Here is a 19898-nt window from a genome sequence, read left to right on the forward strand (position 1 = left end):
GTCGTGCGGGCCGGCTGGCGCCCCGCGGGGGGACGGGGCGCCGGGCCGGGATCAGGCGGAGACGGCCATCTCCGAGGAGACGGTGCGCATCGGCCCGACATGGTCGATGTAGTAGGACTCCGGCACCTCCTTCTCGCTGTTCGCGATCAGCTCGGTGAAGTCCCACTTGCGCAACAGCTTGCCGTCCCGGAACACCGGCTGCAGCACGTTCTCCGACTCCGGGATCGACCCCTTCGGCACCGTGGTGTACACGCCGTCCTCGCGCTTGAGCGCCAACCTGCCCCGCTTCGACGCCTTGAACGCCGCACCCGTCGGCGACTTCGCGATCTCACGCCACTGCCCGTCCACACACACCGCAGACGCCTTCTGACCGAAGTTCATGGTGTCGCGGTTCCAGTGCTGCAACAGACCACCACCCATACCGAACACCGCGTTCTCCGCGGAGAACCCACGCCGCTCCAACTCCATGTACACCTGCGGCAGCGAGTGGAAGTTCACCCCGTCGCCCTGCACCACCCGGATGAACGGAGGCAACACCTTGAACCCCTTCGAGTTCACCGTGTACCCGAAGATGTCCATCAACCAGCCGGTGGTGTCCGCGGTGACCTGCACGATGTCCCCCGAGTCGGGACGCACACCGACCAGGCCCGGGAAGTTCTGCACCATCTCCTTGAGCTCGCCGCCGATGATGTTCTTGACACAGTTCTCGTGGTCGTAGGTGTCGGTGAGCACGAGCGCACAGCCCTCGGGGGCGTAGGTCTCGAGCATGTTCCGGATCGCACCCACCTCGTCGTCCCGCCCCCACGCGCAGAAACCCGCGTGCTCGGCGTTCGGGCCGGAGTTCGAGACCTTCCCCGCGTTGTAGTAGCGCTTCGCCGCGAGGATGCCCGGCACCGTGTCCGACTGGTCGAAGTTCACCAGGTGCGCCAACCCACCCAACGCCGCGGACTGCTGCGAGCTCACCCCACGGGCGCCGTAGTCGTGCAACATGAACCGCAACCCCGCCGACGAGTCCGCCGTACGGTCCAACGCCTCCTTGATCACCATCTTCGACAACCAGCTGACCGTGCCGATCGTGCTCGGATACCACACCGCCCGCAGCAGCGCGGTCTCGAAGAAACTGGTCGCCCAGAAGTACCTCGGGTCGGTGTTGACCACCTGCACCAACACGTTGCGGGCAGGCAACACCGTCCCCTCCGGCACCGCCTCGATCTCCACCGGCAGATACCCGCCGTGATCGTTCAAGATCCCCAACCAGTTCTCCCGGTTGAAGTGCATACCCTGCTCGCGGACCACGAACTCCGCCTCGTCGATGTCCTCCAGCGTGATCGGCTTCATCAGCTTCTCCCGCAGATACACCTGCAACCCCACGAACATGGTGACCGGGAACAGACCACCACGAGACTCGATGTAGCTCGACACGTACTCCGTACCCTTCGGGTACAGCGGATAGTGACAGTGCTTGTAGTTGTCCGTGTCGATGATCAGGTTGTCGAGATACCCCATCGGTCCACCTTCACTTGAGTCGTTTCTAGTTCGGGGAGGCGGAGGAATCTCCGGCCGGGCTGACGCCGTTCGGCCGCGGACACTCCTCTGATCGCCACCCCCACTTCGCGTCGAAGCGTGGCGCATCTCAGCCTCGAAGACTAGAGATCCACGCGGGAGTGAACACGATCGTAACGTTTCTAGTCACTTCATGACAGTGCCGATCAGGGGCGATGTCATCGACGGCCCAGCTTCACCGCACAACGAGGACCTACACCCGATCGATGCAGTTCGAGCCCCTGCAGCGCACCGACTCCCGAGGATACAGCGCCGTGCGGACGAGGCCGCCGGACCGCGCGGACGGGGCAGACAGGCAGAAAATTTAGAAACGCTTCTAGTTACCCCGGGCGACGTCCGTTCCCACGGACGTCCCGGCCACCGAGCGCGAGGCGACGGCCCACCTCGGCAGCGAGCGGCCTCGGCCGACATCGGGCGTCCATGTCACCGCAGGCGGGCCGGATGCCGTCGACGACCACGCTGCCCGGAGCCGCCGAAGGGCCCGATCGAGCTGCGAGTCGGCGGCGGCGGGCGAGGCTCTCGTGAAGCGGTGGCGGCAGTATCAGGCGAGGGCGGCGTCGGACCCCCGGGCGCCTAGGGAGCGGGGTGCAGGGTCAGCGCGGTGCAGCGCACTCCCCCGCCCCCCTTCGCCAGCTGTGCGGTCGGGAGCTCGACGACCGTCAGCCCGCGGGCGCGCAGCAGCGCGGCGACCCGTGGCGCCCGGTCCGTCATGGTGACGGTCCTCTCGTCGCTGACGAGATTCAGTGCGAACCGGCGCGCGTCGCTCTCGGCGACCTCGACCAGCTCCAGGCCCAGGGCGCGGATCAGGGACCGGCTGTCGGGCTCGAAGGCCTCCGGGAACCAGAGCAGCAGCTCGGGTGACACCACACCCAGCGCGAGGTCCAGGTCGTACCAGAGCGGGGCCTGCCGTCCGGAGGCTCACGACCTCGTACCCGAGCCGGTCGGCGAGGACGGATGCATCCGCGCATCGGTGCGGTGTCCCGAGCCCGCCGGCAGCAGCGGTCCGCACGGCAGCGCGTCGCCCTGGGCCGCTGCCGCGCGTCGCCTCGCCCGATCCGCGCCCGACGCTCGTTCCGGTCGGAGGACACTGTCGCCGACTCCTCCGCCCGCCCGATCGCCGAGTTCTTCGGGGAGTGGCTCGCCGCGGGCGTGACGCTCGAGCCGACTCCTGTCGGGAGGCGGGTCAGCCGACGAGACTCACGCCCAGGAGGAGGAGGACGGCCAGGCCCTGCAGGACGGCCCTCGGGACGATGACGTGATCCCAGCGCTGCTGCACACTGCGCACATCGGCGGGAGTCTCGTGGGCGTCGGCGGCGGCGGTGAGTATGCGGTTGAGGGGTGCGCTGATGCGCAGGTAGAGCAGCACCCAGACCACCATCAGCAGGAACGCGGCTCCCGCGGTCGCCGAGGCGACGGGGTGACCGGCCACCGCCGCGAGCGCGGAAGCGGCGGCGGCCGCGACGATGCCGAGGATCCCGGGAACCGGCATCCGCCGGTCGGCGACGCGGTGCACGTTGCCCATGACCGCGGTGAGGGTGGCGTCGTCGACGCGCGCGAGCGCGGATCGCTGGACGAGCGCGCAGAAGACATCCGTGCCGTAGACGATCCCGGTGCTCATGATCGCCACCAGCGCGGTGATCCGGGAGAGAAGTGCCGGTGTCATGCCTGGACCCGGACGCCGTTCAGCGGCGGCAGGGCGCCCACCTGCTGGAACACCTGCATGAGGTTCAGCTCGTCCCAGTGCTCGACGAACATGCCGTCCCGGACGCGCCAGATGTCGATGCTGCGCATCTCGACGGGGTTGCCGCTCGCGGGGACGCCCACGAGGTTCCCGGTGTGGGTGCCGAGGTAGACGAAGCGGCCCACGACGCGGTCGCCGGAGATGATCAGGTCCTCCATCGTGACACGCACGTCGGGTAGGCCCGCGAAGAACGCGGTCCACCACCGGCGGTTGGCCTCGCGCCCGTCGGCGACGAACGCGTTGTGGTTGACGTAGTCCTCGGCGACGAAGCGATCCACGTGGTCCGGGTCATGGGTGTTGATCATCTCGACGTAGAGATCGGCCAGATGGTGAGTCGGCGTGGCCATGTCGGTCTCCTCCTGGTGGTTAGCAGCGCTAGCACTAGCAACGCTAACCGTGCCTCCTGCTCGCGTCAACAGCACTGCTAGCAGTACTAGCGGTGCTACCGTGAGGCATGGCCATCGAGGACCGCCGACAGCGCGAGCGAGACGCCCGCCGCAGGCTCATCACGGCGACAGCCCGCACCCTGGCCGAGAGCGAAGGCTGGGATGCGGTCACCACGCGCAGGCTGTCCACCGAGATCGAGTACAGCCAGCCGGTCCTCTACAAGCACTTCGGATCGATGGAGGAGATCGTCGAAGCCGTTGCACTGGAAGGCTTCGCCGAGCTCGCCGAGGCGCTGCGTGCGGCCCGCCGCGGCAGCCCCTCGCCCGACGACCAGGTCAGCCGGGTCGCCGCCGCATACGGCGACTTCGCCACGAGGAACCCCGCGACCTACGACGCGATGTTCACCAGATCCACGCGACTGCACTTCGCTGCGGACGACACGCCGACGCCGCTGACCGAAGCATTCGACGAACTCCGCGAGGCGGTGGGCACCGTCGCCGCCGTGGCCGACGTCGACACCCGCACCGAAGTCCTCTGGGCGGCGCTGCACGGACTGACCATGCTCGGACGCAACGGCCGACTCCGAAGTGACCATGAGGCCGACCGCATCGAGGCTCTGGTCGCGCAGTTCCGCGCCGCCTTGCCCTGAAGCTCGTCGAAGGGGCCGGGCCACCTCACAGCGGCCGCCCTGATGTCTTCCAGCTCCGAACACGACGAACACGCCGGCATCTGACCGCCCGCCGACGCCTCAAGGCCGCGTGCCTCAGGGCAGGAGGGTGAAAGCCTCCACGTGCCGCGGCTGCACGACACGAGAGTGACGATGATCGAGGGTCGCAACCTCTGCCACTCCCAGGCGCTCCGCCAGCGCGACGACCGAGGCGTCGCTCGTCCCGAGCGGAAGGTCGGCGGAGGTGTCGACGAGGTCCGCCATCCGCGCGTAGTCCTCGGAGGTCAACTCGACCGTCCGGAAGTCGCCCGCCGCGAGCGAGAGCAGGAACGCCGACTCGGCCCGCGGGCTGCCCTTGTGGTGGAGCAGGTACCCGACCTCGGCCACGATCGGCGCGGGCACCACCATCACTCGCCCACTCATGTGCAGCGACGCGAACAGGTCCACCGACGCCCGATGATCCGGATCCCTGGACAGGCCCGCCGCCACCAGCGGCCCCGTGTCGCAGACGATCACCTAGCGGCCGAACCCCTCAGCAAGGATCTCGTCATGATCGGCCCCGACCCGAGTCCCGTCGCCGGGCTCGATCCCGAAGAACGCCGGCGGCCACGACCGCACACTCTCGAGCCGACGGCGCAGGTCCGAGAGCACCGCCGGGACATCCTCGTCCGGCAACTGCTGCACCAGACGGGACAGCTCCTCGCGCTCGCCCTCCGCACCCATGCCGACGATGCTAGCGGTCGCTCTCGGGCCCGCTGTGCGCTCTCGCTCAGCTCGTCGGCGGTCCTGCCCTGAGATCGTCCAGCAACGAAGGAGCCACACGCTCCTCGACGAGAGCGACTCCCCGCTCCTTCATGGCAGGTGCCAAGTCGGCATCCCACGGCGCATCCGTGACGCGGCCGACCGAAGGCCCCATGACGGGGACGTCCGTGAGGTAGTCGGCCACGGACATCCGCCACGGTGTCGCGCCGACCCTCGCACCGAGGTAAGCCGCGATCCTGATGCCCTCCCCGTCGAGGTCACCGTGATAGCGAACGTGATGGTGACGGGCGAGTAGACGGAGGAGGTGCATGGCCGCCCCGGACGGCCACCCTGCGGTGCAGACCAGCGGAGGACACTCCCTGCCCAGCCCCTCCATGGCGAGCGCGACGACCGTGGGGTTCTCGACCACGGACACCACGGCGTCCGTGTCGAGCCGTAACTCGTCGGTCCGTCGGAGCTGGGCGAGCGTGAGGACGGTCGCTTCTCCCTCCTCCGCTCCGGCCCGGAGCACCCGGGCGACGAGACCGTTCCCGACCGGACGCAGCCCGGCACCGAGCACGGTGGCGGACAGCTGGTCGGCGGTGACGCCGAAGCGCTCCCACAGCGATCGACGCTCCTCCGCGTTCGTCGGCGGGTCGACGCCGGTCAGGGCGGCGAGGGCACGCAGGACGTGGGCGGCGAGCCGTGTGTCTCCATCGAGTCCGTGCGGGTCGCCGACCGCGTCGTCGGCGAACGACGGCAAGGGGCGGCCGGGCACGGGCAGCCGCTCCAGCACCGTCACCGCGGTCTCGATCAGAGCCCGGCCAACCTGGTCCGAGCCGGCTCCGGTTCGTCGCAGCGCCGCGGCCCATTCCTCGAGGGCGGGCTGGGCGCGGACCAGTGGGTGGGCGGCCAGCCAGGCCCAGAAGGACGCGCGTTCGGCGGTCGCCTCGGCCCGTCCCGCGGCGCGATCGCCGACGGGCCCCAACAGAACCTGCACGAAGGCTCGCACATCCGATCCCGCGATCTCGCCGACGGCCTCGTCGAGCCGGCTGAGGGGCACCGAGCCCCGGGGGTAGCGGGCGGTGCCGAGCAGGTCGGCGAGCGCGGCGAGACCGGCGTCGTCGAGCGCGCCCAGGCCGACGCGCGTGACCGGGCGGCCGGAGTCCAGGCGGCGGTGGACCTCCTGCCACAGCGGCCGGAGGCTGGGCTGTCCCAGCGTCGGGTGGACGGGCTCAGTCATCACCCTCCTCGCTCTCCAGCCAGTCCTCCCCGTCCCACACGAACCGGGCCGTGGTGACCGCGTCGTCGTCCTCGCTGGTGACGAGCTGGTGGACGGCGATCCCGTCGAGCTCCGAGTAGGCGCACCACTCATGGTCCGAGGTCAGCACGAGATCCAGGTCGAGCGAGGCGAGCAACGCGAACACCTGGCCGCGGTTGACCTCGTCGACGCCCACGAAGACCTCGTCGAGCAGGATGACCCGAGGACCACGCGGCACGGACTCGTAGTGGGCGGCCACCGCCGCGAAGAGCGGGAGGTGCAACGCGATGGCCTTCTCCCCGCCGGACAACGCGCCGTGCAGCTTACGGGTGAGGACCTGCCAGCCCTCGCCCTTCCCGCGGTCCACGGTCACCTCGAAGCGGTGCCACGAGGTGTAGTCGAAGACCTCGCCGAGCTGTTGCTCCCACCCGACGGCGTCGTCTCGCGCCCTCGCCTCGTCGACCCGGTCCCGGAAGAAGCGGTGCAGCGCCTCCCGCTCCGCCTCCCCCAGGCGGGACGGATCCTTCAGCAGCAGGTCCCGCGCCGCGCGGGCCGACGCCGGGAGATCGGGATCGACCTTCCAGTCCAGCCGGACGGCGACCCGGGACGCGGTCCGCACCTCGTCCAAGCGCGCGTTCATCCCGTCCACCAACGCCGTGGCCTGCCGGATCCGATCGGCGAGGTGGCGGCGGGTGTCGCCGGTCAGGGTGGTCTCGAAGAGCTGCCGCTCCGCCGCGGTGATGTCCTCCGCGGCGCGCGTCGCCTCCGCCTTGACCCGGTCCGCGAGGCCCGCCGCGCCGGTGCGCACGCCACCCGACGAGGCGGTCAGCACGTGGTGGTCGGCGACGGCGGACAGCTCGAGATCGGCACGCACGCCGAGGATCTCGCGGCTGCGGTACAGCTCGTCGCTCAGCGTCCCGAAGGCGCGAGCGATCTGGGCGGGCTCGTGCGGAGTGGCCGCCCAGCGGGCGGCGAGGCCGCGCGCGAGGTCGAGTGTGGCCCGCACACTGTCCGCCTGCTCCCCGGCGGCGGGCTCGTCGACGCCCGCGTCCGCGGCGAAGGTCCCCGAGCCGACCAGTCTCATCCGCTCGCCCGCACGATCCCGCAGCTCGACGGCGGTGTCCCGCTCGGCCTCGGCCCGCTCCGCCCGGGTCCGGAGCTGCATGATCCGCAGCTCGCACTCGCGCACCTGGGCGAAGGCCGTGTCGGCAGCGGCCACTGCACCCGTGCGGCGCTGCTGCAGCTCGCCGAGCTGCGCGACGAGATCGCGGTAGGTCTGGCCGATCGCTCCCTCTGCGGTGGCCGCGGCCTGCTCCAGGTCCTCCAGCTCTGCGGCGGCGTCGGCCGCCGCATCCCGTCGGACGTCCGCGGCTTCGCGCGAACGGGCGGCGGTCGTCTCGGTGTCGTGTGCCCTCCTGGTCGCGGCGACCAGGTCACCGCAGCGGTCCAGCCAGCCGCGCGCCGCGCTGCGGAAGCCGTCGACGGCACCGGCGAGCCTGCTCAGATCCTCCGCACCGGACGGGAGCCCGGTGCGCGCCGCGGCCTCGTGCAGATCCCGCAGGAGCCGGGCGACCTCGGCCGACACCACACCCAGCAGCTGCACGAACCGCGCGATCTCGGCGTCCCGCGCGCTCACGTCGCTCTCGGCGCGTCGCAGCTCGCGGGTCGCCGCATCGAGCGCCGTGCGGTCCGGCCGCCTGCTCCGCTCGGCCTGCACCGCACCCCGCCGGTCGGCCACCACCTGCAGGTCTCGATCCAGGCGGGCCAGCTCGTCGCGTGCGGAGTCCCTGTCACGTTCCAGCTCGGTGATGCGCCGCTCGCGGGTGCGCGCTCGGGCGGTGGCCCCGATGTGCTCGGGTTCCGGCTTGCCCCAGCTTCCCGTCACGGCGCCGAGCCGCCAGGTCCCGTCCGCGCCGAAGGCGGCCGGATGGTGCTGGGGCAAAGCGTCGTCGAACGCGACGACGCGCAGCAGGGCGAGTATGCGCTCGCGCGGCACCGCCGTGTCCGGCTCGGGCACGAGGACGTCGGCAAGCGACCGAGCCGGAGCGAGGGCCAGGTCGGCGGGGTCGGCCAGGACGTCGTGGCCCGCCCAGTCCGCGCGCCCGTCCGGCGTGAGCCACGCGTCGAGCAGCCCGCTGGACTGCAGCCCGGCCTCCAACGCCGACCGCCACTCGGCCGGGACGTCCGGCGCGAAGTCGACCAACTGCCACAGCGGGGCCCCGCCCCGGCCTGCGCGGTCCGCGGTGCGGGTCGGCGGCGCGCTCGGCGGCACGTGACGGGCGGAGCGGACCGTGGCCAGCTCCTCCTCGACCGCCGCGAGCCTCGTCGCCGTCCCCTCCCGGCCGACGCGGAGCTCGGCGGCCGCCGCGAGCAACATCTCGCTCGCCGCCCGGACCGCGTCCTCCACGAGCTCGGACAGGGTCGGTTCGTCATCCGCCGCTGCGACGACGTCCGCCTCGTCCACCCGCAGCTCGCGGCACGCCACGACCCACTCCCGCAGCCGTTCCTCGCGCGCGCCGAGGGCCTCGGCACGGAGGTCCGCCCGCGCCCGCACGACGTCCTGGGCCTCCTGCAGCGCGGTCCGCGCCCCGTCCAGCAGATCCTCCAGGTCGCTGCGCCTGCCGACGGCGGCGGTGTGCGCCTCGACGACGTCACGAACCTCCGCGATCTGCTGCGCCCGCCCGGTCGCGGCCGCCTCCACCAGGGCCGCCGCCCGATGCCGGTCCGACCGGCCGATCGGCCGTGCCTCGGCCACGACGGACTCCATGCCCGCCCGCACCGCCGCGGCACGGGCGACCTCGACCGTCTCCGCCTCCGCCGTCTGCGCCTCGACGAGCTCGCCCGCGGCCTCCTCCGCCACGGTCGTGTCGGTCTCGGCCTGCGACACCGCCCCGGCCGCGGCGGCCTGCTCGGTGGCGACCCGGTCACGGACTCCTCGGGCCCGACCCCGCAGATCCTCGACGCGGCGCAGCGCCTCTGCACCCTCGCGGTAGTCGGTGTGGCCCCGGAGCTCGTCGATGTCGACCCCCAGCGACCTGTCGAGTGCCCGTTCGCGGTCGAGGGCCCCCGACGCCTCGGCGAACTCGGCTCGCGCCGCCCCGAGCTCCTCGTCGTTCTCGCGTGCGGCACGAGTCAGGTCGTCCATCGTGGTGGTGGCGGTGATCAGCTCGGCGGCGGCCGCGCGCAGCACCCGTCGGGCGTAGGTCTGCTGGGCGACCGCGAGCGTGCGGGCGGCCTCGGCCTCCGCCTCGAGCTGCTCCAGCTCCTCCCGCTGGCGGTCGAGTCGTTGGAAGCCCTCGGCGAGCTCACCGAGCTCGGTCTCCCCCAGCGGCGGCAACGCCTTCGACAGCAGGGTCGAGAGCAGCGCGGGATCCAGGCGCTGCGACAGCTTCGGGGTGCGCAGCTGCAGCAGGGCCAGGATCAGCGACTCGTAACGCTGCTCACCAATCCCTCCGAAGAGGACGGAGCGGACGGCGGCCCGGTGCTCGGCGGGGCCGTGGACCGAGCCGTCGTCCCCGATCCTCTCCACGAGTGCGGCACGCGTCAGCGGGAGGGAGTCCGCCGTCGTGAACTCGCCGGGCGCCACCTCGCGTTCGAGGGTGAAGTAGTCCGCCTGGGCGGTGCGCGTGTGCGTCGTGGCCGCCAGGCGGGCGCCGCAGACGAACCAGTGGCGGGTGCCGTCCGCCGCGTCCCGGGAGAACTCGAGCCACACGTAGCCCACGCGCGTCTTCCCGGCCGCGCCCTCGCCCATCAGGTTCCAGTGCATCGTCCGTTCGGACGTGCCGAAGGTCGACAGGCGCTGGGCGCGCAGACTCGCGTCGAACAGGAAGGGCAGGAGCAACTCGAGCGCCTTCGACTTCCCGCTGCCGTTCGATCCACGGAGCAACAGCCGGCCGCGGTGGAACTCGAAGACCTCGTCGTAATAGCGCCACACGTTCTGGATGCCCGCCCGCCGCGGGACCCAGCGCGCACTGCCGGTGTCCTGCCGGGTGGGACGCAGCGCGGTGACGGTCATCGCGTCTCCCTCGCCTCGGTGATCCCGACGACGGTGTACCGGGCGGCCGCTGGCGTCGCGACGACCACGCCCTCCCGCCACGTGACCAGGCCGAAGTCGAGCAGGACTCCGACGGCGGCATCCCGCAGCCGGGCGTGGCCGTCGTCGTTCTGATAGGCCTTCGCCCATGCCGGGAACCGGCGCATCAGCTCGCCGATCTCGCCGGTCAACTGCTCCGGCACCGCCCCGCCGACCGCCGCGATGCGGTCGAGCAGCGCCAAGGCGGCGATGCGGGCGTGGCTGCCGTCGTCCGGGAAGCGCACGTCCGTGGCGATGCCGTCGGGATCGACGAGCAGCCACCCCTCGGCCCGCTCCTCCAGGACCATGCCCGCCTCCTCGGCCGCCCGGCGCAGCAGCTGCCGCCCGGTCGGGGACGACGCGTAGGCGAGCTCGGCCTCGCTCAGGTCGTCCCGGTGGACCACCGGGTCGTCCAGCAACCGGCGGAAGAGCCGATGACGGGCGTGCAGCGTGCGCTGGAAGCCGCCTTCCTCGCCGGTGCCGTACCGAGGCTCGACGAGGAGCTCGGTCAGCCGGGCCTGCGGGTCGGTGACCGGCGCGGTGAGCCGGGACGGCCCCGTCGGCGCCGCGATCAGCCTCATCAGCAGTGTCGCGTCCACGCGGTAGAGGACCTTGGCGGCGGTGGAGTCCACATAGGAGTCGGTGGCACCGTCGACGGCGGCCAGCGCCTCAAGCCCCTCCAGGAGCCGGAGGGCGTCGACGAACGCTTGACGCTGGGCCCGGCTCGCCGTGTCGAAGGGCGGCAGCGCGGGGTCGGCGGCGCAGGCCTGCACGACCCGGTCCGCCAGCAGCCCGATCGTCGTGACCGGGGTGCCGAGGAGCTCGGCGGCGACGACGCAGAGCAGCACGTACCGACGCCGGTCGAACGGCGCGGCGCCAGTGCGGGAGCGGCGGGCCGGTCGGGACGCGTCGATCGTCGTCCGGATCTTGGACAGCCGCGCGTAGCCCGCCCGCGCCTCGACCACCAGGCGCCATCCGCAGTAGTAGTCGAACCAGCGGGTGAGCACCGCACCGCGCCGCCGCACGACCTCGAAGTCCGCCGGACGCGCCCGCGCGGTCAGCAGCGGAGACGCCAGCAGGACCCGGACCCCGCGCGCCACCTCCTCGCGCTCGGCGATGACGAGCTGGTTGCCCAGAGCACTCATCGCGCGGCCACCGCACGGTGCCGCCCCCGCGCCCGACCGGCGTGTCGGATGTCGACCAGATAGTCCGGTCCCTCGAAGCGGCCGCGCGGCGTGAGGAGCACGGCGGACGCGGTGCCTGCGGCGGGTGGGCTCAGGACGATCTCCATCCGGCCGTCCGCGGTGACGGCCCGTCGGCGCCCGTCGGACCCGGCGGCCGAGCTCAAGGCCCGACCGAGCAGCTCCAGCAGCCGGAGGAACACACCGTGGTCCAGCCGACCGAACGACGACAACGACACCGGGCCCGAGCCGGCGAGGACCGCCCACGCCGCGTCCGCCTGGGCCCGCTCCTGACGGGCTCGTTCGGCACGTTCGGCGCGGAGCACCGCCACGTCCCGCACCCGCCCCGGACGAGTGTGCCGTTCCGTGCGCCCCGAGCTCCGGAGCAGCGCGGAGACCGGTACGGGCGGCGCTTCCCGCCACGACGTCGACGGCGACACCAGCTCCGGGTCGGGGTGGGCCAGGTGCGCATGGCGTGCCGACCCCAGCCCGAACGCCACCGACCAGAGCCGATGGCAGTCCTCCTCCCCCGGCGCTGCCGCGAACCCCCGGGCGAGCTCGCGGAAGTCCTCGCTCGCGCTGCTCACCCGCTTGCGGGACTCGGTGATCCGGTCCAGCGCCTGCAGCAGCGCGACCACTGCACGGCGCGACACGGTGTGCAGCTGGTCGATCCTGGCCGCCGAACCGTCCTCGGGCAGGAACCACGCCCGCAGCCCGGACCAGCGGACCCGCCTCCGCTCGACCCACGCCACCGCCCGGTCCTCGGTCGGCGACGGCGGGAGGTCCGCGCCCGCGAGCGCCCGCCGCCACAGGTCCTCGATCCCGAACGACTCGACCCTCCGCGTCCCCGCCGCCACCGCCAGGGCACGACGGTCCAGATCGCCGAGGAACTCCTGCAGGTAGGCCACCGTCGCGGCCTTCACCTCGTGGAACACGCTCAGATCCACGCCCTCGACCCGCACCAGCCGCTGGAGCTCGCCGTTGAACTGGCGGGTGTTGGCGCGCAGTGCCTCCAGATGGTGCTCGAGCTCCATGAGCGCCGCGAAGACGGCACGGTTCGGGGCGGCGCCGTCCTCCAGGAGCGCGCCCAGTGCCCCCAGCCGGTCCGCGACGGCGTGCAGCACCGCCGTCTGCAGAGCACCGGCCGAGGAGAGCACCTCCAGCGCGTGCTCCACGCCGGCGAGCGCCGCCTCGCCCCGCCTGGTCAGCGTGTACGAGACGTTCCGCTGCTCATACTCCTCCGCCGTGCGGTAGTCGCCCGCGTGGTCTTGGGTGGCCTCGACCAGCTGCCACCGCCGGAGGCTCGCGAGTGCGTCGACGAGATCGTCGTCCTCCAGCGCGGCGAACCAGCCCACCCCACGTAGCCGCTCCCGGACCTGTTCGGGCTTGAGGGAGGTCTCCAGGCGGTCGTTCGCCTCGCCGAACGCCTGCAGCACCGCCGAGTAGAGATCGGCGCGATCGCCGTGGGTGAAGCGGAACAGGTCAGTCGGTACGCGGTGCAGGCGATCCATCCGTCTCCTCCGGGTCACAGACACCGTAGGGCAGAACCCCGACAGTTCCTCGACGCGCGGACTTCCGACAGGAGCGCTTCGGACGGGCCGGCCCTGCTCTGTCAGATCTGCCTGCACGTCGCCAACGAATGCCGAGTTGCTCCCCCGGCTCCAGGCTTGCTGAGCGCAGGCTGCCGTCGGCGCAGGTCAGCGGGGAATGTCCACCTGGGCGCCGGGTGATGCCGCCAGGTCGGCGTGGCGCCCGCGTTGCGGTCAAGGTCACCAACGACCCCGCCATCACCTGCGGAGACGCCAATGCGCCCTGAGGAGCGACCGAAGAGGTCACCGTTGTTGTCAAAACCTGCGTCAAACGCTCCGAAACAGTCACGAAGGCCCTGGTCTCTGAGCTCCTCGCGGAGTCCTGACCAGGGCCTTCGTCAGTGTGGGCGATACTGGGATCGAACCAGTGACCTCTTCGGTGTGAAGTTGATCTTGTGCGTTTTCCGAGTCTCCGTCCATCTCGGACACAACGCCCTGAACTGCAGTAACGGTCTCAAGTGACCTGGGTAGTCTTGTGCGACTCAGACCGTCTCAGGGGTCGATGCTTACAGTTCCGCTTACAGATCATGGAATCTCAGCGTTGATCGTTATCACTCAGTGTGATCGTCACTCGCAGTGGCCGTCGTATGTCCATTGTGTCTGAACGGGCCGTCTGGCATTCCCGCTCGATCCCGACAAAAGGCGACAGGCCGCGCTTGCACGCGTCCGCAGAGAACGACCGGCACCGGTGGACAGTCATCGAAATGATGATCGGAGCGCCGCACCTGAAACACCGCTTGCGGTCATCCCGACAGCCCAGGTAATTAGGCTTTTCGGCGCAGTCATCCTTGTAGGACGAGATGGGAGCGGGGGCACTAGACGCGCCCTGTACCGGACTCGTAACAGTAGGTTGATTACCGGCGATACGCCGACGCGCTGTACGACGGAGAGGCCGCGAACCGCATGTTCGCCGAGACGCACGAGGCACGAGGCATGGACGACGAGACGACGACCGCTCCACAGAACGCGCAGGATCCCCTCGTCGACCGGGCGGTCCGCCTCTTCACCTTCCTCGGCGAGGCTCAGCGTCTGCGCAGCACGTCCGTCGTGGACCTCGAGACCTGCCGGCGCGAGGGCGCGGTGCTGTGGCTGGCCGACGCGCCGGCTCATCCCGCTGTCGGCGGTGGAGTCCGCCACGCCCACGTCGAGGGCGATCCCGCCGTGCTGACGATCGACCGCGTCCCCGCGGTCGCCGCTCCCGAGCCCGATACCGCACTCGCGGGTTGGCTGGACGAGTCGCCCGTCGACCCGCGCCGTGAGCCGGTGCTGCGGGAGTACCGGTCACTCGAGGTGGACGACGAACACGGCGGGACCACCCGCCGTCGAGTGGAGCGCAGCGAGCGCCCGGAGATCGACGAGGCCTTCGCCGCCTACCTGCCCCACTGGCAGGCGTGGGCGGAGCAGGAGCACCGCGACCAGCCCGCCCGCGACTACTACAACGAGCTGTTCTCCATCCATGTCTCCGCCGCGGGCCATCCCGAGGAACTCGAGCTCGTCCTCGGGAGCAGCCTCCTCACCTGGGTAGTGCCGGCCGGCGACAAGGTTCGGCGCCACCTGCTCACCACAGCGGTCCGCATCGAGTTCGACGAGGACACCGGCCGGTTGGCCCTGCTGGCGGACGACACCGTCGAGGGCGCGACGCTGGAGTTGGACATGCTCGATCCCGGCCTCGTCGGACAGCCCCGTCTGGTGAACGAGTTGCGCGACCGTGCCCGGGAGACCGAGGCGCACCCGCTCGACCGCGAGAGGATGGGCGAGCTCGGCAGGCGGGTCACCCATCAGCTCGCCGCCGATGCCCAGTACCGCGACGCGGACGACCCGACGCTCCCCGCCGCGGCGCCGGTCACCTCCTTCGCCCCCGCCCTGCTGCTGCGCAAGCGCTCGCAGAAGGGCCTGCTGGAGATCTTCCGACGCATCGTCGAGCAGCTGCGCGAGTCCGGTGAGGTGCCTGACGGCATCCGGCCCCTGGTCGATGCCGATCACGAGCCGCTCGGCACCGAAGGCAGCCTCGACGGTGCGGGTGCGGTGATCCACGTCGAGGAGGATCCGTTCCTCCCACTGCCCCTCAACGACCGTCAGCTCCAGATCCTGCGTCGCGTCGACACGACGGCACAGACCCTCATCCAGGGACCGCCCGGCACCGGCAAGACCCACACCGCCGCCGTCCTCATCACCCACCTGCTCGCCCAGGGCAAGCGCATCCTGGTCACCGCGCAGACCGACCGCGCGCTCAAGGAGGTGCGCGAGAAGCTGCCCGAGGCCATCCAGCCGCTGGCGGTCGCTGTCGTCGGTTCCTCCCGGGAGGACATGTCGGACCTGAGGGTGGCGGTGGAGCGGATCGCGGCGACCGCCGCCGAGCACGACGCCGACGACGCCGCGCGCTCCATCCGCCGGCACCTCGACGGCATCGACGACCTCCGTCGGCTGCGTGCGGAGCTCGGCCACCGCCTGCAGTCGGCGCGCGAGCGCGAGGTGGTCGAGGTCGATCTCGACGGGTACCGGGGATCCCCGGCCGCCGTCGCCCGGGAGGTCCGCGCGGGCGACGAGCGCCACGGCTGGCTGACCGAGCTGGTTGACGCCCCGAGCGGCCGGGCCCCGCTGTCCGCGGTGGAGCTCGCGGCCTGGCGAGGTCATCTGCGCGACACGGACCTCGTCGCCGACGAGCCCGAGGCCGGTCATCGGCTCGTTCCGCTCGAAGCCCTGCCCGACGCCGCGGCGTTCGCCTCGCTGGTCCACGCCGAGCGCCAGGCCAATGGCATCGCCGAGTCGTACGCCGCCCTGCAGCCGGACGCTGCGTACGCCCCCGCGTCGGCGTTGAAGGCGGAGACTCGGCGACTGCTCGCCGACCGCATCGGGGTACTGCTTCGTGACACGCGCGAGCTCCTCGGTGGTCACGAGGCCTGGCTCCAGGAGGCCGCAACCGACCTCGCACGCGGGCGCGGTTCGGTGTGGAGTGGGCGGCACGGCGAGCTCTGCGGCCTGATCGACCAGGCCGGCCGGCTGGTCGCCGACCTCGGGGCGGCCACGACGGTGACGGTCCAGGGTGGCGACATCGGCCTCCTCGTCCCTGCCGCACAAGGCGTCGGCGCACATCTCGATGCCGAGAATGCGATCAAGCTGGGTGGGGACGGGCTGCCCAAGCAGGGCATGCTGACCCCCCGCGCGGTGAAGACCGCCGAGTCGTTCTTCGCGCGTGTCCGGGTGAACGGCCTCGCGCCGACCACCGCACCCCAGGTGCGTGCGTTCCTGCTCTGGGTCGAGGCGAACCACGTCCTGGACGCTCTGGACCGCGCCTGGCCCGCGTCCGTCGTGATCCCCCCGGAGGACACCCCGGCCGAGCGGCTCGAATGGCACCGGGCGGAGGCGGGGTCGCTCGGCAGGCTCCTCGGCCTGGACGCCCGGCTGCTCGCCGAGGACGGCCGTGTGGCGGCTCTCGGGCTGCCTCGACCGGCCTGGCTCAACCCGGCCTCCGTCGAACGGTACCTCGCCGTACTCACAGCGGTTCAGACGGCCGAGGAGGCCGCCGCGGCCACGGCGCGCATCGACCAGGCCGTCTCCGCACTGGTCGATGCCGAACGTGAGGCAGATGCCGCACCGGTGCTCTCGAACCTCCTTCGAGCGACCCGCTCACGCGACGATCGCGCCTACGCGTCCGCGCACCAGCGTCTCGCCAGGCTCTGGCACGTTCGTGAGCTGCTTCGTCGCCGGGACGAGCTCGGCTCTCGTCTCGCAGGCGCCCCCGGACTCGCGGCCGCCATCGCGAGCACGCCCGACTCGCCCGTGTGGGACGAGCGGATTCCGGAGATCGAGGACGGGTGGCTCCACGCCGTGGCGTCGAGCTGGCTGTCGTCGCAGGAGGCTGCGGACGTCAACGCGGTGCAGCGCGAGATCCTCGTCGTCGACGAGCGCATCCGGGGCCACGTCACCGAGCTGTCCGCGATCCGCGCCTGGGGCCACGCAGTCGCTCCGGGCAGGCTCACGCGCGGCTCTCGGGCATCCCTCGAGCAGTACGCCTCGCTCGTCAAGCGACTAGGCAAGGGCACCGGAACCTACGCGGCGCAGCGGCGGCGCGAGATCCGCTCGGCCATGGACCGCTGCCGTCCCGCCGTGCCGGTGTGGATCATGCCGCTGTACCGGATCGCGGACCAGTTCGACGTGCAGCCCGACATGTTCGACGTCGTCATCGTCGATGAGGCCTCCCAGGCGGGCATCGAGGCCTCGTTCCTACAGTATCTGGCCCCCAAGATCGTCGTGATCGGCGACGACCGTCAGGTCTCGCCATCGGCCGTCGGAGTCGACCAGCAGGAGCTGCGCGACCTCGGCTCGCAGTACCTCTTCGACGACCAGTTCCGGTCGACGTGGCAGGACCCGCAGCGGTCGCTGTTCGACGAGGCCAAGATGCGCTTCAGCGGGATGATCACGCTCGTGGAGCACAGGCGCTGCGTGCCGGAGATCATCGGCTTCTCGAACCGGATCGCCTACGAGCCAGACGGTGTCCGCCTCATCCCCGTCCGTCAGTTCGGCGCGGACCGCCTCGAGCCCGTCAAGCCTGTGTTCGTTCCCGGCGGCTATGAGAAGGGCTCCTCGAGTACCCGGACGAATCCCGCCGAGGTCGACGCCATCGTGGCGCAGGTTGAGAAGTGCATCGCCGACCCGGCCTACGACGGACGGACCATCGGCGTGATCTCGCTGCTCGGGACGGGCCAGGCCAAGGCGATCGAGAAGGCGCTGCTCGACCGGATCACACCGGAGGAGTGGGCGGCGCGGGACCTGCGCTGCGGCGACGCGGCGGACTTCCAGGGCTCCGAGCGGGACGTGGTCTTCCTGTCGATGGTGGCGGCGCCGGGACCCGAGCGTCGGCTGACGGCCCTGACGCAGACGATGTACGTGCAGCGCTACAACGTCGCCGCGTCCCGTGCCAAGGACCAGCTCTGGGTGTTCCATTCGGTGGACCGCGCGACCCTCACCAACCCCGAGGACATGCGCTACCAGCTGCTGGACTACTGCTACGGCATCGCCGCGCGCGGCGTCGGAGAGCACGAGGGCGCGACGACCGGGCTCGTCCCCGAGGACATGCCGGTGGCTCCGTTCGGCTCGTTGTTCGAGCAGCGGGTGCACAACCGGATCGCGAGCCGCGGCTACACCCTCGTTCCGCAGTTCGAGTCGCTCGGCTACTCGATCGACCTCGTCGCCGTCGGCCCCACGCGGCGGCTCGCGATCGAGTGTGACGGCGACTTCTGGCACGGCCCGGAGGCCTACCAGCGGGACATGAGCCGACAGCGGGAGCTGGAGCGCTGCGGCTGGCGCTTCCACCGGATCCTGGAGTCCGAGTTCTACCGGGACCCGGTGGCTGCGTTGGAGCCACTATGGGCGACGCTCGCCGAGCTGGACATCCACCCGGCGGGCCGGACGATTCCCGTCGCGGACAAGACGGACGACGAGGTCGACTCCGAGGCAGCCACTCCGGCGTGGGGAATCCCCTCCGTCGACGTGGTTCCACCGTCACCCGCGACCATCGAGCCCGTCCTCGTGGCCTCCACGCCGGCGGACGTCGAGGACTCAGCCCTCGACGTCATCGGCGTCGAGCCGGAGCCCGATCCCGTGGCGTTCACCGAGGCCCGGGTGCGCCGCGCCGTCTACCAGGAGTTCCACGGCTCCACGACGCCGGTGTCGGAGGCGTCGACGAGGGAGATCATCGACGGGCTCGTCGACATCGTCGCGGTGGAGGGCCCGGTGCTCGGCAGCCGGCTGCACCACGTGTACGTCCGCTCATCCGCGGGCAGGCGCGCCGGCGCCCTGATCACCAAGGCCTTGAACTCCGCGATCAGCTCGGCGATCAAGACGGGCCGTCTCGTACGGGACAACCCGCTCGGGGAGGCCGGCATCAAGCCGATGACGCTGAGGCTGGCCGACCAGCCGGAGGTCCGGGTCCGCGCACTCGGCGCCCGGTCGTTCGACCAGGTCCCGCCCGCCGAGCTCGCCGCCGTGATGGCGGAGGAGGCGGCCGTCCTCGGCTGGGGGGATCCGACGCCGGTCTACCGCGCCACGATGCTGCGCTACGACAACACGAAGCTCGGCCACGTCATCCGGGCCCGGCTCGAGCAGATCGCCCCCCTCGTCCGCTGCGACGGCCCGGAGGGCCACGACTCTCCTTGATCCCGTCGGCGCGCCCCGAGGCGCCGCGCCGGAGGAAGCGGTCAGGAGGAGGACCGCTGTCTCCGCCCCGTGAGGTCGAGGGGCTCCTGAACCACGCCGGTCAGCGTCACGACTCGGCGTAGCGCCATCCGGATGTCCTCCTCGCCACGAGCACGCTCGCTCGGACCCGGGTGCTGCGGTGCCTGGCGGCTCGGATGATAGGTCTCCACCACCCGGATGCGTCGCGCCACAACGGTCCCGTCGTGGACCTCAATGAAGAGTCGCCACGCCGCCTGCGCGTCTTTCCCTGCGAGCAGGACGACCCGCAGGTCCGTCATCAGGTCGACGACTCGCGGAGCGGCTCGATCCCCCGACGAAGCTGCTTCCTTTGTGCCGCGTTGATTTACCAGGGGTAGGCGTTCCAGGGCACCACGTCGGCCGGGTCGAGCCCGGCCTCGGCAAAGAACCGCATCTGCCGCTCCGCGGTCTGGTCGTCGTTCTCGACGGGAGAGGAAGCCGGAGCCACTGACACCGCCCGCCTTCGGCCCGCGATCGCGCAGA

At 71.4% G+C, this 19898-nt stretch carries 13 protein-coding genes; 2 read left to right on the forward strand and 11 right to left on the reverse strand.

Annotated elements, in window-relative coordinates; all coding sequences use genetic code 11:
* Positions 1-51: 51 nt before the first annotated feature.
* From BLS43_RS24395 to BLS43_RS24410, 4 genes are all read right to left on the reverse strand, one after another.
* A complete protein-coding gene (locus BLS43_RS24395) occupies positions 52-1506 on the reverse strand; it encodes a nicotinate phosphoribosyltransferase (RefSeq protein WP_093089047.1) in 1455 nt (484 codons plus the stop codon).
* A 630-nt stretch (positions 1507-2136) separates the two neighbouring features.
* Entirely contained in the window at positions 2137-2427 is a 291-nt protein-coding gene (locus tag BLS43_RS24400) for a hypothetical protein (protein ID WP_218129994.1), read from the reverse strand.
* Between the two features lie 319 nt (positions 2428-2746).
* On the reverse strand, positions 2747-3226 hold the full coding sequence (locus BLS43_RS24405) for a DUF1772 domain-containing protein (RefSeq protein WP_093089048.1): 480 nt from the start codon (positions 3224-3226) through the stop codon (positions 2747-2749).
* Complete coding sequence (locus BLS43_RS24410; RefSeq protein ID WP_093089049.1) at positions 3223-3651, reverse strand: ester cyclase; 429 nt, start codon at positions 3649-3651, stop codon at positions 3223-3225. The genes BLS43_RS24405 and BLS43_RS24410 overlap by 4 nt, the downstream gene beginning before the upstream one ends.
* A gap of 107 nt (positions 3652-3758) precedes the next feature.
* Between BLS43_RS24410 and BLS43_RS24415 the strand changes: the two genes are divergently transcribed.
* Complete coding sequence (locus BLS43_RS24415) at positions 3759-4340, forward strand: TetR/AcrR family transcriptional regulator (RefSeq protein WP_093089050.1); 582 nt, start codon at positions 3759-3761, stop codon at positions 4338-4340.
* A 114-nt stretch (positions 4341-4454) separates the two neighbouring features.
* Here the strand turns inward: BLS43_RS24415 and BLS43_RS24420 are convergent, their stop codons facing one another.
* The 6 genes from BLS43_RS24420 to BLS43_RS24445 are packed head-to-tail and all read right to left on the reverse strand — an operon-like array spanning position 4455 to position 13124.
* The gene (locus BLS43_RS24420) at positions 4455-4874 is read right to left on the reverse strand and encodes a type II toxin-antitoxin system VapC family toxin (RefSeq protein ID WP_093089051.1); all 420 of its coding nucleotides are present in this window, start codon (positions 4872-4874) and stop codon (positions 4455-4457) included.
* A complete protein-coding gene (locus BLS43_RS24425) occupies positions 4875-5081 on the reverse strand; it encodes a hypothetical protein (RefSeq protein ID WP_093089052.1) in 207 nt (68 codons plus the stop codon).
* Positions 5082-5127: 46 nt separating this feature from the next.
* Positions 5128-6342: a TIGR02679 family protein gene (locus BLS43_RS24430; protein WP_093089053.1), complete on the reverse strand. Its 1215-nt coding sequence runs from the start codon at positions 6340-6342 to the stop codon at positions 5128-5130.
* Positions 6335-10375, reverse strand: coding sequence for a TIGR02680 family protein (locus BLS43_RS24435; RefSeq protein ID WP_093089054.1), 4041 nt, complete (start codon positions 10373-10375; stop codon positions 6335-6337). The genes BLS43_RS24430 and BLS43_RS24435 overlap by 8 nt, the downstream gene beginning before the upstream one ends.
* Positions 10372-11577, reverse strand: coding sequence for a TIGR02678 family protein (locus BLS43_RS24440; RefSeq protein ID WP_093089055.1), 1206 nt, complete (start codon positions 11575-11577; stop codon positions 10372-10374). Before BLS43_RS24440 ends, BLS43_RS24435 begins: the two co-directional genes overlap by 4 nt.
* Entirely contained in the window at positions 11574-13124 is a 1551-nt protein-coding gene (locus tag BLS43_RS24445; protein ID WP_176921518.1) for a TIGR02677 family protein, read from the reverse strand. The genes BLS43_RS24440 and BLS43_RS24445 overlap by 4 nt, the downstream gene beginning before the upstream one ends.
* A gap of 1011 nt (positions 13125-14135) precedes the next feature.
* Between BLS43_RS24445 and BLS43_RS24450 the strand changes: the two genes are divergently transcribed.
* Positions 14136-19358: an AAA domain-containing protein gene (locus BLS43_RS24450; RefSeq protein ID WP_093089152.1), complete on the forward strand. Its 5223-nt coding sequence runs from the start codon at positions 14136-14138 to the stop codon at positions 19356-19358.
* Between the two features lie 41 nt (positions 19359-19399).
* Here the strand turns inward: BLS43_RS24450 and BLS43_RS30200 are convergent, their stop codons facing one another.
* Entirely contained in the window at positions 19400-19675 is a 276-nt protein-coding gene (locus BLS43_RS30200) for a uracil-DNA glycosylase family protein (RefSeq protein WP_176921519.1), read from the reverse strand.
* Positions 19676-19898 lie beyond the last annotated feature (223 nt).

Origin of the sequence: Pseudonocardia oroxyli (genome assembly GCF_900102195.1) — a bacterium.
Lineage (GTDB): Bacteria > Actinomycetota > Actinomycetes > Mycobacteriales > Pseudonocardiaceae > Pseudonocardia > Pseudonocardia oroxyli.

Coding starts and splice junctions, on each gene's coding strand:
- BLS43_RS24395 (WP_093089047.1), bottom strand. CDS start 1,506: ATGGGGTATCTCGACAACCTGATCATCGACACGGACAACTACAAGCAC.
- BLS43_RS24405 (WP_093089048.1), bottom strand. CDS start 3,226: ATGACACCGGCACTTCTCTCCCGGATCACCGCGCTGGTGGCGATCATG.
- BLS43_RS24410 (WP_093089049.1), bottom strand. CDS start 3,651: ATGGCCACGCCGACTCACCATCTGGCCGATCTCTACGTCGAGATGATC.
- BLS43_RS24415 (WP_093089050.1), top strand. CDS start 3,759: ATGGCCATCGAGGACCGCCGACAGCGCGAGCGAGACGCCCGCCGCAGG.
- BLS43_RS24425 (WP_093089052.1), bottom strand. CDS start 5,081: ATGGGTGCGGAGGGCGAGCGCGAGGAGCTGTCCCGTCTGGTGCAGCAG.
- BLS43_RS24430 (WP_093089053.1), bottom strand. CDS start 6,342: ATGACTGAGCCCGTCCACCCGACGCTGGGACAGCCCAGCCTCCGGCCG.
- BLS43_RS24435 (WP_093089054.1), bottom strand. CDS start 10,375: ATGACCGTCACCGCGCTGCGTCCCACCCGGCAGGACACCGGCAGTGCG.
- BLS43_RS24440 (WP_093089055.1), bottom strand. CDS start 11,577: ATGAGTGCTCTGGGCAACCAGCTCGTCATCGCCGAGCGCGAGGAGGTG.
- BLS43_RS24445 (WP_176921518.1), bottom strand. CDS start 13,124: ATGGATCGCCTGCACCGCGTACCGACTGACCTGTTCCGCTTCACCCAC.
- BLS43_RS24450 (WP_093089152.1), top strand. CDS start 14,136: ATGGACGACGAGACGACGACCGCTCCACAGAACGCGCAGGATCCCCTC.
- BLS43_RS30200 (WP_176921519.1), bottom strand. CDS start 19,675: ATGACGGACCTGCGGGTCGTCCTGCTCGCAGGGAAAGACGCGCAGGCG.